Below are 16,511 nucleotides of genomic sequence, written 5' to 3' on the forward strand. Positions count from 1 at the left end.
TGATATATTTAATTTACTTGTACATTTAATTCGTGTTTTCTATTGGCCAATTGTAGCATCGTCGATCCGAGCAGTAAAAATGCTCCACCTAAAAGCTGAACGACAGTAAGTCTTTGATCAAGGGCTACCCAGTTGATTATGACTGCAAAAAATGGAAATGACATCTCTGCAATTGTACAAACCTTAGCTGAAACTTGGCCAAGCCCTTTGTAGTAGAAATACATTCCAAAGATCCCCGAGATCAGGGCCAAGATACTAACTTTTCCCCATAGCTCAATTGGAAAATTGAGCCCTGTGCCACTTGCTATCATAAAAGGAATAATTGCCATTAATCCTACGACAAAGCGCAAAGACATAACTTCTTTTTCAATCCAATTGCTCTTCATAAGATACTTGCCAAAGACAGTCGCACTCCCCCAACTAATAACAGAGACGAGGGCAAGACAAAGTCCATACAGAGACGAGCGATCAAAACTAACCTGGCCAGCTTTAATTAAATTAATGGCACTATTAATGTCTTGATAACTAATAAGTATCGCACCAAATAAAGAGACAGCTGCCCATAATAGAAAACGCTTTGTGATGCGCTCTTTTAAAATAAGATAAGCAAGACTTATCGCTATAAATGGTTGAAGTTTTTGTAATAGAATAACAAGCGATGGATTTAAAAGAGCAAATGACTTTGTAAAAGTTAGTGTTGCGATTGCCGAGCCCATGGCACCAATCATAAAAAAGCAAAGCATTTCAAATGGCTTCATTTTCATGATCTTCTTTCTGGCCATATAAAGTGTTGGCAAGAAGAGGATTGTTAAGAAAAGGTGCTCACCAAATACAATGATCTCACTACTATTGTACTTATAAAGCAGTGGATAACGAATAAGCGTATCCAGCGCCCAAATAAAGCAAGCAATGAGAATAAAAACTAAACCTTTCACTTCGTAAAGTACCCACTCATGAATTCATCAAAAACTAATTTTGCGCGATCTGCGGCCAATTGCTTCTTAACTTTCTTGCGGTTTTTTCGATCACGTCTTTGTTCCTTTGTTAAAGTAACAGGAGGAAGAAGTCCAAAGTTAATATTTGAAGGCGTAGGTTTTGGTACAGTCATAATATAATTAACTAAGGCACCTAATCCAGTCTCAACAGGAAATTGTTTAACTTCCTCACCTCTTAACTTCTTTAGTAATTGAAGTGCCACATACTGTCCCATTGATGCAGATTCAGTATAGCCCTCAACACCAGTGATTTGACCAGCAAAGTAGATATTTGGGATTTTCTTAACACTTAAATCAAAATCAAGCAGCGTTCTTGAGTTGATAAATGAATTTCTATGAACAGAACCTAGGTGCAGGAAACTTGCATTTTCAAAACCAGGAATCTTTCTAAATACTCTTGTTTGCTCAGGGTATTTTAGACGAGTTTGGAATCCAACCATATTAAAGGCCGATCCAAGAAGATTCTCACGTCTAAGCTGAACACATGCATATGGAAGAGATCCATCTGGAAGCTCAAGTCCAATAGGCTTCATGCATGAGAAGCGTGCTGTATCAACTCCACGCTCTGCCATGATATCAACAGGCAGGCATGATTCGAAGAATTTATAATCTTCAAAATTTTGGGCAGGAACTTTTTCAGCAGCAACAAGCTCAGCAACGAATGCTTCATACTGCTCTTTATTCATTGGTGCGTTTAAGTAATCAGCTTCCTCTCCTTCTTCCTCACTAACCGGCTTGTGGCGGTCTTTGTAGTAAAGTTTTGAATAATCGAGGCTGTCTCCGTCAACAACAGGTGCAATAGCATCGTAGAAGTAGAAATCATCATTTGAAATATTCTTTACAATCCAATTAGAAAGACCTTCTGTTGTCAGAGGTCCTGAAGCGATAATACACGCATCAGCTTGATATTCGGCCATAAGGGCCTGTGGATCAGAAGCATCTTGAGCTACAATAGTTATTTTCTCATTTGCGTGAAGACGCTCAGTTACTTCGGCCGAAAAACCTTCACGATCTACTGCAAGAGCATCTCCAGCAGGCACGGCGTGCTTTCTTGCAGAATCAAGAATGATTGAACCAAGGGCATCCATTTCATATTTTAGAAGTCCATGACCAGAAGCTGGACTCATTGATTTAAGTGAGTTTGTACAAACTAATTCGGCAAAAGAATCAATTTTTTGTGCTGGGTTTTTCTGGATCGTCTTGTTTTCAACAAGAATAACTTCAACCCCATGACTAGCTAAAAAGTTAGCAGATTCACTACCTGCCATACCCGCACCAATAACAATTACTTTATGTGAATTAGACAATTTCAACCTCTTCAATATACTTAAATGATGATATAGACCTTATATATGCAAACATGCTATAAAGTCCATTAATTACCAGTATTTAACTAATATTATTAACATAGAGACGACGCAATGCAAATAGTCATTCATCAAACTGATCACACCATTGGCAACTTTACACAAATTTACAAATACATAGAGAATCTCGTTCATTCTCAGGACTTTCAAAACAAAATTCACATCTTCCCAGAAACGTATTTAACAGGCTATCCGCTTCAAGATTTAGTTCTACAAAAAACATTTATTCGCGAATATCACGAATTACTTGATGCCCTTAAGCAATTATTTTCTAAGATCAAATTTGAGGATCAAACAGCTCTTCTAATTGGCGGAATTCGCTATGACTTTGATGAAAAAACACAGATCCCTTCACATATCTACAATGTGATATTTGAGGTCACAAAAGATGCCAACCTGAATGATATTTATAAGAAATGTCTTCTGCCAGCGTACGATATTTTTGACGAAACAAAATACTATACACCTGGAGACTCTGCGACAATTTGGAGTCTTGGTGACTATAACTTTGGTCTATTAATCTGTGAGGATATGTGGCACTCGAAACAGTATTCGATAGACCCACTTCAACTCCTTATGGATAAAGCTCAAGGTAAATTTCTAAATGGTGTTATCAACTTAAGTGCTTCACCTTGGAATATTGAAAAGGAGCAAAAGCGCCTAAAGCGTGCAAGCGAGATATCGAAAGTCTTCAATGTGCCTTTTTACTATGTCAATAAAGTTGGAGCAGAAGATGAGATCATCTTTGATGGTGCTAGTTTTGTTGTTAATGAAACGACTGTTGTGGCCAAGGCAAAGTCTTTTGTTTCGGATGTGATGGAAGTTGAAGTAGGGCCAGCAGTAGAAATGAAAAATCTTGGAGATGCACCTCAAGGTGCCCACTCTTGGGAGTCTCTATTTGGTCCTCAGATAGAAGAAACTGTAAATGGAGCAAGGCTAAGACCTCTTACAGAAGAAAATTTAGATGCTATTTTAGGAGCAATTAATTTAGGTCTTCAGGACTATGCCAGAAAGTGTGGTATGAATAAATTCCTAGTGGCCCTTTCTGGAGGGATTGACTCTGCACTTGTTCTAACACTAGTGAAATTATTCCTTCGCCCAGGTCAAGAAGTTGAGGCCATTTACATGCCTTCTAAGTTCTCAGCAGGACTTAGCTGGGAAATCAGTGAGGAGCTATGTAAGAATCTTGGTGTGAAGCTTCACAATGTACCAATCAAGTTTCTTCACTCATCAGTGCAAAATTTATTTCAAGACTCTCTAGACCCATTAACAGGGCTAGCTGATGAAAATATACAGTCTCGTTTAAGAGGGGCACTACTCTATGCTCGCTCAAATCAGACAGGAGCAATGGTAATCAATACTTCTAATAAATCAGAAATTGCTGTTGGCTACTCGACTCTATATGGTGACTCAGTAGGTGCCTTAAGCATTCTTGGGGATCTGTATAAAAGTGAAGTATTTGCTCTTTCAAGACATATTAATAAAAACTTTAATAATATCATTCCAACGGCAGTAATCGAACGCCCTCCAAGTGCGGAGCTTAGGGAAGAACAAAAAGATGAAGATTCTTTACCTCCATACGATACCCTCGATATGATATTGGAATCATACCTTTCTTATCGCTACGATATGGAAGATCTTCTTAAGCTTGGGTTAAACAAAACTGAAGTTGAAAGAGTCATCAAACTAATATTAAATAGTGAGTATAAAAGGCAGCAGTTCTGTCCTATTTTGAAACTTAAAGATAAAAGCTTTGGTTTTGGGAGACGCGTGCCGATATGTAAGAAGGTTGATTTTAATTTAGTCTAATAGGTTTAGGGAGATAAGAGAAAATGAATAAGACTTTTGAAAAGGTAATGAGTTCTTTCGACGATGTAAAAGCAATGGTTGATAATGTTATTACAAATAAATCGGTAAAAGAAGTGGAAAAAAATGTGATGAACTTTATTGGTCAAGTTGAGAAAGAAGCTCGCAACGTTGTTGATAAAGACGTTAGAAAAGTTGTTCTCACACTTCAGAAAGAAAAGAAAAAAGTTGAAAAATTTGTGGACACAACAATTCAAAAAGAAGTTAAGGCCGCAAAGAAATATCTCGATGGACACATCAAAGATGTTCAAAAGCTTCAAAAGAGCCTTGATAAATATCTAAAAGATGAAATGAAAAAGGCCAAGAAGACGGCAACTAAAAAAGTGAAAGAAGCCGAGGCAACAATTAAGAAGAAGGCCAAAACGGCCAAGAAAGTAGTTAAGAAAAATGTTGCTGCTAAAACAGCGGCGGCAAAGAAAGCTACAACAAAAAAGGCAACGACAAAGAAAGCTGCTCCTAAGAAAGCCGTTGCAAAAAAAGCTGCCCCAAAGAAAGCAGCTGCAAAAAAAGCGGCCCCAAAGAAAACGGCCAAGAAAGCTACACGTAAATAGCACTCGACACATATGAGGGAGCCTAATGCTCCCTCACATAGCCCACAAGGTGGATGTCATGGAAAAGAGTCTCAATTCTCATATTCAAAAACTACTTCCGAAGTTTAAGGCATCTAAAAAAACTGAAATTGACTACCTCTTGCCAAAAATTGCAACGATGCAAGAAAATGAACTCCGTCAGGTCCTTCACAAGATGGCCGGAAGCTTCTCTTGCTATAATTTCCTTAAAATTGGTGCTTCTTTAAAGGCTTTTGAGCTAGACCAAGATCTTGACTCAAAGCGCGACCTTGTAAAAAAAGCTCTTGAAGAGATCCTAGCTGAACTATAGTCCAAATACCTATTTTTATTAACAATCCCTTTCTTTTTTGTGATAATGCCCAAATACTAAAATTTGAATAAGGGAATTTAATTGAAGAAACTTGAAAGAAACTTAGGACTCTCGTCAGTTATCTCTATCAGTATTGCCTCAATGCTTGGATCAGGGATCTTTGTTCTTCCAGGACTCGCATTTGAAGTAACAGGCCCATATGTTTGGATCTCATACTTACTAGCTGGACTTTGCGTTCTTCCGGCCGCTCTATCTAAGTCTGAACTTGCCACGGCCATGCCAGCTTCAGGTGGTACATATATCTATATAGAAAGAACATTTGGCCCTATGGCCGGAACAATTGCAGGTCTTGGCCTTTGGATCTCGCTGCTTCTTAAAGCAGCTTTCGCATTAATGGGTTTTGGTGCCTATCTAGGGGCCATTAGCTCAGGATTTGACTTAAAAAACTTTGCCCTTATTCTAACGGCCATCATCACGCTCCTTAATATTGTTGGTGTTGGTAAAGTCAGTGGATTACTGATTGCCGTCGTCATTCTTTCGACAATAGGCTTAACAGTTTTAAATATTGGAACCCTTTCAACGGCCCAGGTTATTACAGGGATTCCATTTTCGTTTACACATATTGATACGATCTTAGCAGCAGCTGGTCTTGTTTTCATTTCATACGCGGGTGTAACTAAAGTTGCAGCAATTGCGGAAGAGATAAAGACGCCAGAAAAGAATCTCCCAAGAGGTATTCTTCTGTCACTTTTAATTGTGACACTTCTTTACTGTGTTACAACACTTGCCCTAGCTAAATACTTACCACTAGAGCAACTCAAAAATAATTTAAGACCAATCTATACCCTAGCATATGAATTTGGTGGGAAAAATTTCGGTCTGGTTATGGCGATTTTGGCCATTCTAACGATGACTTCAATGGCAAACGCAGGCCTTTTAGCAGCTTCTCGTTTCCCTTTTGCCATGAGCCGTGATCACCTTATCCCAAGGCTATTTGGACATCTTCATCGAAAATTTCTTACACCAGTATGGAGTATTTTGGCCTCAGGACTTGTCATCGCCTGTGCCATCTACTTTTTAAATATTGCTAAGATCGCAAAGCTTGCTTCAGCATTCATTCTAACAATTTACATGATTGAAAATATTGCTGTTATCGCTCTAAGAGAAACACATATCCAGTGGTATAAACCGACTTACAAATCACCACTATATCCGTACGTCCAAATTTTCGGAATTCTTTCAACTCTATACTTACTTGTAATGATGAAAGACTTGGCCGTGATTGGGCTGGTTTCAATTTCAGTTCCAGGAATTTTGATTTATCTCTTCTACGCTAAAGGACGTGTTAACCGAAAAGGAGTTCTTGGTATCAGAGGAAAGAGAACGGACCTAGTAAATGAGGCCCAATTTCCTGCTCCAGCAATGTCGGAAAAATTAAGTCTTGATCAAGACGCTAATGTTGTCGTGGCCCTCATTGGAAATGAGCGATCACCAGAGATGCTCATTGATATGGGGACATCACTTGCGGGTGGAGAAAATATTGAAGTTGCTCACCTGACAGAGGCACCTGAGCAAACTGATCTTAATGACTTTACTGATGAAGACCCAAAACTTAGGTCTTTAAGACGTCGAGTTATTGCCATGGCCATTGAGAAGACAACACCAATTAACTTTGATCCAATTGTTACCCACGATCTATCAAAATCAATCTTTGAAATTGGCCAAAGACTACACTGTAATTGGCTATTCATGGAGTGGAAAGGACGCCTACGTGATACATTCACAACACAAAGTCCCGTAGCATGGCTAAGGTCTCATTTAAATTGTCACCTCGTTATCTTTAGAGACAATGGTGTGAGGTATATGAGAAAGATTATGGTTTTAATTGACCAAAACTCAAATGATGTCACACTAATTCAGGCGGCCCAACAAATTGCAGAGGCCCATAAAGCAGAGATCACATTTATCTACTTAACCGACAAAGACCTTACAATTGAAGAGACCTCTCAAGTTGAGAAGTATATTCGCCTTATTAGTGGTGATATGAATGTTAGAACAACTGGACACATTATAAAGTATCACGACAAAGTCGATACTCTAGAAACGATTACAGTTGAATATGACCTGCTCGTTTTCAACTCAAATAAGAAGCATCGTTGGTTTCATGTCTTTGGTACAGAAGATGACCAAATTATGGCAAAGGCTTCATGTTCAGTTCTTGGGATTCATACAGGAAACGCGAATTAAAGTAGCTCAGACTTTGGAAGGCTTATAGAGAAAGTCGTATATTCAGAGTCTGGGTCATACGTTAAACTTCCACCGTGATCCATAATAATTTCACGGCTAATATTTAGGCCAAGACCTGTTCCCTTTTCTTTACTTTTAGTTGTATAGAAACGATTAAAGATTTTTTGAGCTATATCTTTTTCAATCCCTTGCCCACTATCTAATACCTCAAGGATAACGTGTTGAGCATCATCTAGAAGATTAATTTCAATCCATTGCTCTTTAAGTCCAGCAATCGCATCGTGAGAGTTGTTAAATAAGTTGATTAAAACTTGAATAATCTCTGATGAGTTAATATTCACGAGATCCGAATCAGCATCATTTGAAAAAACGATGCGAAGACTTTCGTCAACAAGCCCTGTTTTAAATAATGCAATAGAGTCATGAACAATCGATGACAAGCTTGTCATCTCACGCATTGAGCGATCATCTTGAGAATAAATATTGAGAGAGCTAACAATATTTGCAATTCGATTTTTTTGCTCACCAATTGAGCGAATTTTCTCTAATAATTGCTCTGAACTAATCGTTTCACCACGTCGCTCAATGGCCTGAACCTGCAGTTCGATGATTGCTAATGGATTATTCACTTCATGAGCTATATTGGCGGCCATTTGTCCGAGGGCCGTCCACTTACTCATTTTATCAATTGTTGCTTTTTGAGAATCAATTTCGCGGTTACGACGGAAGCGTTCCGTAACATCGGCCGTACGATCAAGAAAGTAGTGACCTAGCTGATTGAAGTCATGATACTCCATTGAGCATTCAAAAACTGACTCCTCATCATCTCCCATTTCCATAAAAACAGTATCAGTGATAATTTCACCGACAGATTCTTTTGCTCGATCAGCACGTTGATAGAATTTCTTAAGATTTTTTCCACTTACAACATCTTTAATATTTAGCCCAACGAGAGGCTTTCCATTCCAAGTCGCATCCGCTTTTGAAACGTAGACAAAGTTATAATCCTTATCAAAGACAGTGAAAATATCAGAACTTTGCTCAACCATTTCTCTAATAAAGAAATTTGTCGAGCTAGTAGTAAGATTAACTTCATGCGGGCGAATCTTAGATAAAACTCTCTTATTGCCTTCATCGTCAATAAAAGGATTAAATTCGACATCCCAAGTAATAGCATCTCGATTAAGTCGATTCGTAAGTATAATCTGCTCTCGGCCAAACTCTCCGTTTAGCGCTCTTGCAAAACAATTCTTAACTTTTAAAACTTCAGATTCGCTTAAGTGACCTTTGTAGTAATCATAAACACTCATTCCAAGATAATCTTCAGAGAATCCAAAAAGAGTTGTTGAAACAAAGAGGAAACAAGCATTTTCATCAAACACAGCAACTCGAACATTTTGCTCTTCAAAATTTCCAAGCTTTAATAAATCGATCAGTTGCTGTGTGTTCATATAGTTTCTGTTTGTTTTCTAAACGAATTTTACCACACAATAATTCTTCTTCCCCTTCTTTAGAATTAAGCAAGACTCACTTGCCAAATCTGAGGTAGTTATCACGTGATCAACATTAGCATTCTTAATGTTATTGATGGCAACACCGTTTTGAGTGACCATTTTTCTTGCCTCTCCCTTTGATTTAAACAAAGGAGTTGCAGCAAGCATATCTAAGTAAGTAATTTCACCTAATTGCGATTTTTCAAGCTCAATCGAAGGAACATCATCAAAAATACCCGCTAACTCTGCATCAGTCGTATTTTCAATAACCTTACCAAAGAAGAAGTCTGTTGCTTTCTGTGCCGCTTCTATCCCTTCTTTACCGTGAACTAAGCTTACGATCTCTTCGGCCAGTCTTTTTTGTGCTGCTCTTAAATGAGGCTCTGTTTCAACTAACTTCTCGTATTCAGCAATTTCTTCTAAAGTTAAAAACGTTAAAGTTTTTAGATATCTAATTACTGAAGAATCATCTGAATTAAGTAGGAATTGGTACATCTTGTATGGAGATGTCATTGTTGGGTCAAGATAGATTGCTCCACCTTCAGACTTACCAAACTTCTTTCCATTGGAATCAGTTAGAAGTGGAATTGTCATACAAAATGCAGGCTTCTGGTGCATCTTACGAGTAAGATCCATTCCTGCAGTCATATTCCCCCACTGATCTGCTCCACCAATTTGTAAGCTTACATCATATTCTTTATTCAGGTGAGCAAAGTCATAACCTTGAATAACTTGGTATGTGAACTCAGTATAGCTAATTCCAGCTTCTGAGCTAATTCTCGACTTTACAGAGTCCTTTGCAAGCATTTCACCAACACGAAATCTCTTACCAACATCTCTTAGAAACTCGAGGAATGAAAACTTTCCAATCCAGTCAATATTGTTAACCATTGTGGCCGCATTCTCACCTTCAAAATCTAATAGCTTTTGAAGCTGTGCCTTTTGACCTTCAAGGTTTTGAAGAACTTGATCTTCTGATTGAAGATTTCTCTCATCACTTTTCCCAGAAGGATCACCAATCATTCCTGTTGCACCACCAACTAGAACGTAAGGCTTATGACCTTGTCTTTGAAGACGCATCATTGTAACAACTGCAAACAAATTCCCTAATTGAAGAGATCTTGCCGTTGGATCGTAACCACAATAGAATGAAATTTTCTTATCATTTAAAATTTCTTTTAACTCTTCGTGTGAGTATTGATTAACAATTCCTCTTGCTTCTAATTCTTCAAAAAAATTCATTACGCTAGTCTCTCTTTAATAATTGATACTGGAGTAAGTGCCACAACAGTTTTTAAATCTGGCCCATGAGCTCTACCTGTTAGGCATACTCTCGTTCCCATAAAAAGTGGCTTCCCTTTAATTTTTAATTCTTTCTTTAAGTAATCCATCCACTCACCAACTTGCTCTTCAGTAACGTTAGTCGTTTGATCTGCTAGTTGTGCCTTTAGGTATTCCTTAATCTGTGGAGTTGTCTCCCACGAAATCGCTTCTTCATATTGTGGATCTGCATCGACACCAGCATCAAAGAAAATTGGCAGGTGCTCATTAATATTGCTAAATAGCTGGACCTTGTCTTTCATAAGTCCTGCAAACTTAATCTTCCAAGCTTCATCTTGCTTATGGTATTCACTTCCTTCAGCAATGAAGCGATCAAAACCAGCAGCAATATCTTTGTCATCTAACTTTCTTAGCCACTGCTCGTTGAAGAAATTTAACTTTGCAATATCGTACATTGCTGAAGACTTAGAAAATCTTTCGTAACCAAATTTATTACCAAGTTCATTTACATCAAAAATATCTGTCTCTTCAGGATGTGACCAACCAAGAAGACAAAGGTAATTTGCAAGTGCCGCAGGAAGATAACCTTGATCCTTATACTGAGTAACCGAAGTTGCCCCATGGCGCTTCGAAAGCTTTTGACGATCGTGACCAATAAGTAGTGAGACGTGACCAAACTGAGGAGGTGTCACACCCATTGCATCGTAGATCATAAGCTGGCGACATGTATTGTTTAAGTGCTCTTCTGCACGGAATACGTGAGTCATCTCCATCTTTGCATCATCAACAACACAACAGAAGTTATAAACAGGCATTCCATTCGCTCTTAAGATAACGAAGTCCCCTACCATATTTTCTGGAAATTTAACGTGACCCTTTACAAGATCAGTGAACTCCCAAGTTTTTCCAGGGTTCTTAAAACGAATTACATATTCTTCACCCGCATCAATTCTCGCCTTAGCTTGGGCCGGGTCAAGATCACGATATTGTCCGTGATAAGCATGTGGGTCTTTATTTTCACTTGCTGCTTTTTCAGTTAATCGCTCTAATTCAATACTTGTTAAGAAACATGGATAAGCTAATCCACGATTAATAAAGTCCCAAGCAATGTCTTTATAAATATCAAGTCTTTCAGACTGACGGTATGGACCAAAGTCTCCACCCTTATCAGGACCTTCATCATGCTCGATTCCCATCCATTTAAGGTCAGCAATTTGCGCTTCTTCATACTCACGCTTTGATCTTTCAAGGTCAGTATCTTCAATTCTTAAGATATATTTTCCACCATTTGCCTTAGCAAAAAGGTAGCTGTAAAGAGCAGTACGAGCGCCACCGATGTGAAGGTAGCCAGTTGGAGAAGGTGCAAAACGAACACGAACAGTCATGTAAATTCCTTTGGGTAATTAAATGTATTTTAAATTAATGTAGTTGAGCGATATTATAGCTTTTTAAATAGGAAAAGACACTTTCAAAGTCGCACTTTTTGGGGAAAAACACTTGATATTATAGACTATTTAGAATCGAGTCCACGTGGTCAACATTCTTTAAACGCTTGGACATGGAACGTGACACGATGCAATTCTCGCCATAACAAGTATTCGTAATATTTTTGAAGCAAGAACTAAGTAGTTGAAAGTAACGTGGCGTTCCAACAACAATACGGCCAGAGCCATCTTCCTTGGAAACGATCTTATCCGCATGAAGCTTAAGACACTCATCGACACCGAAAGTTGTATACTCAAGCAAATATTGTTTACGTGCCTTTAGGTATTTATTCGCAAGCTCAACTTTGGGATGTGAAGCATAGGAGCTTAGTCCAAAGAGCAATTGACAGGATACGAATAAACTCATTAACTTAGTCATAAATTGATTCTAACAATATATTTTCCTTTAGCAATGAGAAATAAATGCGCAGAGAAATTGAATTAAATTCCAACGGACTTGATACACTTGATGATTACTTAGTTGAGTGCGGCCGCTTATTTGATTTCCCAAGTTTCTATACGAATAATATCGACGAACTCTACGAATTTATCCAAACTTATACTGATAAAAACTTAAGTTTATATTGGTCAAATACAAAAGATGCGCAAAATAAATTAGGCCAAGATTTCTATCGTTTAAAAGAAGTTTTTGACTTGATTAGTTCACAATATAGCGAATTTCGATTTTATGTTAATGAGTAAGATAACTCGTTTGTCCTGAATTAACTTCTATCACTGAAGTCCTATTTCCATGTGAAACAATAAGCTCAGCGCTTGTATCACCATCTATTAAATACCCTTTATAAAAGTATAGGTCATCTCTAATATGGATAAAGCTCAAACGTAAACCACGCTGAATATTATTTGAATGAACCCAAAAAGGGCCTTTTTCTTTAGTTCTTAAATAAACTGCAAACGTATTAATATCTTTTGCATAATTAATTTTTACTTTCTGATTACCTAGAAATTCTTTTTCAAAAATCGCCAAACTTGAGTTTTCACAACGAGCAGGTGAAATAAGACAGTACTTTGATACAAGGGTTGTAGCAGGTGTTCCAAAAAGGCGAAATCTTAAATGAACACCGTCGATATTATAATGAGTCGAAACCTCTTGTTCATTTTTTATATTTGGATTTGAACTAAAAGGGGCCACGGCAAAATCCCCTTCAATATCAAATATACTCGGTGCCAGCGTCGCTGAAATCGTGACAAAGTTTTTATCAGAAATAATATCCTTAAAATGAGAACTCTTGAAGAACTCCAATGTTTCAACAACTTTCTTAGAGCCAATTTTCATATTTTTTAATTCTTTCTTACCAAGAATTGGCAACACAAATGTCCCTAAGGAATAGCCTAGGTTTGCTATAATCGCTCCATAATAAGGTGTCGCCATTGTCATGATATTCTTTACTCGATGACGAATCGGATCTTGGGCCTCATCCATACTCTTAAGCCAAAACATCGTAATAAGGCCACCTTGGGAGTGGGCAACGATTGTAATTTTTGAATTACTATGTTCAAAGTTCTTATGCATGTAGGAATCAAAACTTTGGATAAAGTCTTCAAGATTTAATTTATTATTTCCTGTGTCGTATTCAAAAAAATGAGAGTTGATACACTCATTGGGGTGATATTTTTTTAAGTACTCGGCCCAATGGCCAAAAGCACCCTTATTGCTTGCGATCCCATGGATAAAGACCACATCGTGACCTTTATGAGAGTCACTAGTGCTACAAGTAGCACTAGCATTAATTGAAAATAGAAATAAAAAAGATAATACTAAAAATCTCAATTTACTCCATACCTTCTGGGTAGATCTGAATTGCATGATTTAGAGTCGTTTGTACCCAAGCATATTCTCTTGCAATAAGTGGTGCATTTAAGAAATCTTCTTCACCTTCTTTCACAAGATCATAGTCATATTTTGGCATATTTTCATTTGGATAAATTGAATCACGAACGTAGAATACACCTTTTGAAGCGCATCCAACTTCCTCGTAACGTTTTTGAACAGCATCTCCCTTTTCCATCACTTTTTCAGCATTGGCCAAGTACTTAGCACGCCAAGAATCAGATTTTGTTTTCTCGGCCTTCTCTAACCAGTAGTCACGCTTCTCTTCCATAAAAGGTTTAAAAGATGAAACAAATGGACATCCCTTTGTATCAGCATTGTCATTGTAGCCAAAAATATAATTAGCGTGCCAGAAACCCTTATGGTTATAAATGACAAGAACTGGAGCATTTCTTTTATGAAGAGCTTTTTTAATTCTTTCAACAATATCTGCTGGAGCTTTTGCAACAGACCACTGGTCTTTATCAGCATCAACATGAAGGACTTCTCTTTTAAACTTTGGAAGCTTGTACTCAACAGCATTTTTCCCAATAGTATCTGTTAAATCAATCCAATTAAATTGTGTCCCATAAGATCCATCTTCATCATTTACATCTGTTACAACACGCTTGCCATCAACTTTCTTAAAGTTACCTTTTGTAAAACGGTAATCCTTATTTGAGAACATCACAGAACTTTTATTAATTCTTCTGATATTATCCGTTCTCCAGTTATCAATTTCGTCTTGATTAGTTTTATTAGTCTTTAAAGACATATAGTAACGTTCAGCAAAATCAACTTTATTATCACCTTCAAGATTATTTAGGCGGTTGTACCACCACTCAACAACACCAGTATGTGACATATATAGACATGAGCCAGCATCCTCTTGTGAAGGTGCAGCAACAACATATTTCATTAATTCGTTAAAACCACCAGCAGTCACTTCATCTTCAATGAAAGAATTAGGATTAATTGTACCTACATAATCCTTTGGAAGTGATTGATAAGTTGAGATTTCGGCCTGAGCTGACAATGTAGAAATGGCCGCAGCAATTGCGAGTAAAGTTTTAAACATATTCCCTCTTTTAAATTTAACTTTTTTCATGTGTGAAGAGTGAAATGCTAGCAAACTTGAATCATAATCACAAAAATTAAGACGAAATGAAGCGATGCGCATGCATTAGCTGCGCATCAAGTATTGAATATTTTGTTTTAATATTTTTTATTCGTTTGCTTGCTACTATGAAAGATAAATAACAACGGATGCACCAATTGCAGTGACCGCTATAAGAATCCAAGTGTTCATAGCAGAGCTTCTCTTCACTTCTTTACGATTCGTTACATACTTCTTATTGCGTTTATTCTTATTAGACTTACCCATTACATCCTCCATAAATAATCACAGGCAAAGTATTTTATACAAATTTTATAGCGTTAGCATAGACCGAGTGCTCCACTCGGAGAACAACACTTTAAAAAAGTATTTTCTACCTAGCGACAAAGCGAGTTAAATCACCAAAATAACTATGATATTATAGTTCTATGACGGGAAGAAAATTACTTGATCAACTTATTATTGCATTCTTGCTACTGACAACGATGGCCACAGTTGGCGTCTTCGTTTACACCAATGTTATCTACAAAAAAGAGCTACCAAATAGTGCTACAGAAATGCAGGCGCTTAAAGATGACTTCAAACAAATCAATTTCCCAACAACTTATGTTCTAGATAAGATTACAGTCAACCTAGACTCGGCAACTCGCCGTCTTAGATTTCTTGATGTACAAATCAACCTTGTCCTCTTCACTCAAGACGACTCTCAAATACTCGATACGATCAAACCACAAATTTATGACATCATTATTGATGTCGCAGCATCAATTGAACCTGATGAACTAAACTCTCTTTCAGGGAAATTAATCTTTGAAGGACGAATCAAGAAACGTATCAATCAATTAGCAAAAAAGAGCGTCGTTAAAGAAGTATTTTATTCAAAATTCGTTGTTCAATAACCACGAATTATTTTTCTATGCTATAGTGTAAAAATCATGAATCTATAATCACTTAGAAATCCATTTCTTTATTTCAATCGACTAACCGAGGTGATTATCGTGAACACTTCTCACATTTAAAATTCATTTTTTTCATTCACAAATTTTTAAATTGAGAGGTCTCCATGCGATCTTATCTACTACTATTCTACCTAGGATTAGGACTTCCTGCATATGAAGTACGATTTCTAGCGAGAAGAAAAAATATCGAAAATGTTTCAACAGAATATGACTTAGCTGAGCGTAAGCAAAAACTTAAAAAGAAAACACGACTTTATAAGAAAGGTAAACGTCGAAATAATCAACACTACCGTCAAAAGCATTTTGCGCTTAAAGGCAGCCATTCGAAGGATGCACGTTATAGTAATGGAAATAAATTAAGAAGAATGTTTATTAATATGTAGCTCTAAAATGTTATAAGGCCCGCGAGGGAAGCGGGCCTTAAGACAACAACACATGGGAATTTAAAAAAGGAATTTTTAAATTACTCGCAACGGCCTTCATTTACATAAATGGCCTTTGCACGATATAGTTCACACGAATTTGGAAAGCTAATAAACGCATCACCGTCGATACCGCTAATGGCACCACAAACAGGAGCGAAGACTTCAGGGCATACGTTAAGCTGTCTAGGCTCATCTACCCAATTCTTACAGTTAAGAACTGCTTCAAGCTTGTACTTACCTAGTCCAGCTTGCTTAAGAGCAAATTGTCCATCTTCACAGCTTTGAGCTTCAAAGTACTCATTTACTAATTCGATTTCTTCATTTTGCTCAGTGATAATAACTTTGAAGATTCTTCCTCTAAATGATTGAGAATCAATAAGATCACCATTAAGAATAATTTCTTTTGCACTTACATTCATTGCTAATACTGCAAGAAAAATAATTGAAACTAATTTACTCATAATCCTACTCCCTAAACCTTCTAAAAAAATTCAAAGTCTTATCTTGTGAAAGGAGTTATAGAACAAAGAATAAATTAGTAGAAATTATATATAATAATCATTATCC

Annotated in this window: 17 protein-coding genes; 7 read left to right on the top strand and 10 right to left on the bottom strand. The window is 37.2% G+C overall.

What is annotated here, in order from left to right:
* Positions 1–8: 8 nt before the first annotated feature.
* Both ACMAYX_RS03115 and trmFO read right to left on the bottom strand, forming a co-directional pair.
* Positions 9–935, bottom strand: coding sequence for a DMT family transporter (locus ACMAYX_RS03115; protein ID WP_103217518.1), 927 nt, complete (start codon positions 933–935; stop codon positions 9–11).
* Positions 932–2,302 (bottom strand): methylenetetrahydrofolate--tRNA-(uracil(54)-C(5))-methyltransferase (FADH(2)-oxidizing) TrmFO, encoded by a 1,371-nt coding sequence (gene trmFO, locus ACMAYX_RS03120; RefSeq protein ID WP_199177528.1) that lies wholly within the window; start codon positions 2,300–2,302, stop codon positions 932–934. The genes ACMAYX_RS03115 and trmFO overlap by 4 nt, the downstream gene beginning before the upstream one ends.
* A 114-nt stretch (positions 2,303–2,416) precedes the next feature.
* Here trmFO and ACMAYX_RS03125 point away from each other — a divergent pair, with 114 nt between their 5' ends.
* The 4 genes from ACMAYX_RS03125 (at position 2,417) to ACMAYX_RS03140 (ending at position 7,354) form a co-directional block, all read left to right on the top strand.
* Complete coding sequence (locus ACMAYX_RS03125) at positions 2,417–4,171, top strand: NAD+ synthase (RefSeq protein WP_412471532.1); 1,755 nt, start codon at positions 2,417–2,419, stop codon at positions 4,169–4,171.
* Positions 4,172–4,194: 23 nt separating this feature from the next.
* Complete coding sequence (locus ACMAYX_RS03130) at positions 4,195–4,779, top strand: hypothetical protein (protein ID WP_412469666.1); 585 nt, start codon at positions 4,195–4,197, stop codon at positions 4,777–4,779.
* Between the two features lie 58 nt (positions 4,780–4,837).
* Positions 4,838–5,107, top strand: a complete 270-nt coding sequence (locus tag ACMAYX_RS03135) for a hypothetical protein (protein ID WP_103217521.1) — start codon at positions 4,838–4,840, stop codon at positions 5,105–5,107.
* 81 nt (positions 5,108–5,188) lie between these two features.
* On the top strand, positions 5,189–7,354 hold the full coding sequence (locus tag ACMAYX_RS03140) for an amino acid permease (RefSeq protein WP_392991601.1): 2,166 nt from the start codon (positions 5,189–5,191) through the stop codon (positions 7,352–7,354).
* Here ACMAYX_RS03140 and ACMAYX_RS03145 read toward each other — a convergent pair.
* The 4 genes from ACMAYX_RS03145 to ACMAYX_RS03160 form a co-directional block, all read right to left on the bottom strand.
* The gene (locus ACMAYX_RS03145) at positions 7,351–8,805 is read right to left on the bottom strand and encodes an ATP-binding protein (protein ID WP_412462724.1); all 1,455 of its coding nucleotides are present in this window, start codon (positions 8,803–8,805) and stop codon (positions 7,351–7,353) included. The genes ACMAYX_RS03140 and ACMAYX_RS03145 overlap by 4 nt on opposite strands.
* An 18-nt stretch (positions 8,806–8,823) precedes the next feature.
* Positions 8,824–10,089 carry a tyrosine--tRNA ligase gene (tyrS, locus tag ACMAYX_RS03150; protein ID WP_392991597.1) on the bottom strand — a complete coding sequence of 422 codons (1,266 nt, stop codon included), beginning with the start codon at positions 10,087–10,089 and terminating at the stop codon, positions 8,824–8,826.
* Positions 10,089–11,513, bottom strand: coding sequence for a glutamate--tRNA ligase (gene gltX / locus ACMAYX_RS03155; RefSeq protein WP_412471533.1), 1,425 nt, complete (start codon positions 11,511–11,513; stop codon positions 10,089–10,091). The genes tyrS and gltX overlap by 1 nt, the downstream gene beginning before the upstream one ends.
* 118 nt (positions 11,514–11,631) lie before the next feature.
* Entirely contained in the window at positions 11,632–11,991 is a 360-nt protein-coding gene (locus ACMAYX_RS03160; RefSeq protein ID WP_146037823.1) for a hypothetical protein, read from the bottom strand.
* Positions 11,992–12,035: 44 nt separating this feature from the next.
* Between ACMAYX_RS03160 and ACMAYX_RS03165 the strand changes: the two genes are divergently transcribed.
* Positions 12,036–12,314: a barstar family protein gene (locus tag ACMAYX_RS03165; protein WP_103217527.1), complete on the top strand. Its 279-nt coding sequence runs from the start codon at positions 12,036–12,038 to the stop codon at positions 12,312–12,314.
* Here the strand turns inward: ACMAYX_RS03165 and ACMAYX_RS03170 are convergent.
* The 3 genes from ACMAYX_RS03170 to ACMAYX_RS03180 all read right to left on the bottom strand — a co-directional run bounded on the left by ACMAYX_RS03170 (position 12,304) and on the right by ACMAYX_RS03180 (position 14,827).
* Complete coding sequence (locus ACMAYX_RS03170) at positions 12,304–13,404, bottom strand: esterase/lipase family protein (protein WP_412471534.1); 1,101 nt, start codon at positions 13,402–13,404, stop codon at positions 12,304–12,306. The two genes, ACMAYX_RS03165 and ACMAYX_RS03170, sit on opposite strands and share 11 nt — an antisense overlap.
* A gap of 1 nt (position 13,405) precedes the next feature.
* Positions 13,406–14,521, bottom strand: a complete 1,116-nt coding sequence (locus tag ACMAYX_RS03175; RefSeq protein WP_412462727.1) for a hypothetical protein — start codon at positions 14,519–14,521, stop codon at positions 13,406–13,408.
* Positions 14,522–14,686: 165 nt separating this feature from the next.
* Entirely contained in the window at positions 14,687–14,827 is a 141-nt protein-coding gene (locus ACMAYX_RS03180) for a hypothetical protein (protein ID WP_158246840.1), read from the bottom strand.
* Positions 14,828–14,988: 161 nt separating this feature from the next.
* Between ACMAYX_RS03180 and fliL the strand changes: the two genes are divergently transcribed.
* On the top strand, positions 14,989–15,459 hold the full coding sequence (gene fliL / locus ACMAYX_RS03185; RefSeq protein ID WP_103217530.1) for a flagellar basal body-associated protein FliL: 471 nt from the start codon (positions 14,989–14,991) through the stop codon (positions 15,457–15,459).
* A 164-nt stretch (positions 15,460–15,623) separates the two neighbouring features.
* Positions 15,624–15,902 (top strand): hypothetical protein, encoded by a 279-nt coding sequence (locus tag ACMAYX_RS03190; protein WP_412469670.1) that lies wholly within the window; start codon positions 15,624–15,626, stop codon positions 15,900–15,902.
* Between the two features lie 80 nt (positions 15,903–15,982).
* Here ACMAYX_RS03190 and ACMAYX_RS03195 read toward each other — a convergent pair whose 3' ends face one another.
* The gene (locus ACMAYX_RS03195; protein WP_412471535.1) at positions 15,983–16,405 is read right to left on the bottom strand and encodes a hypothetical protein; all 423 of its coding nucleotides are present in this window, start codon (positions 16,403–16,405) and stop codon (positions 15,983–15,985) included.
* Positions 16,406–16,511: the final 106 nt, after the last annotated feature.

Origin of the sequence: Halobacteriovorax sp. RT-2-3 (assembly GCF_047085075.1) — a bacterium.
Lineage (GTDB): Bacteria > Bdellovibrionota > Bacteriovoracia > Bacteriovoracales > Bacteriovoracaceae > Halobacteriovorax_A.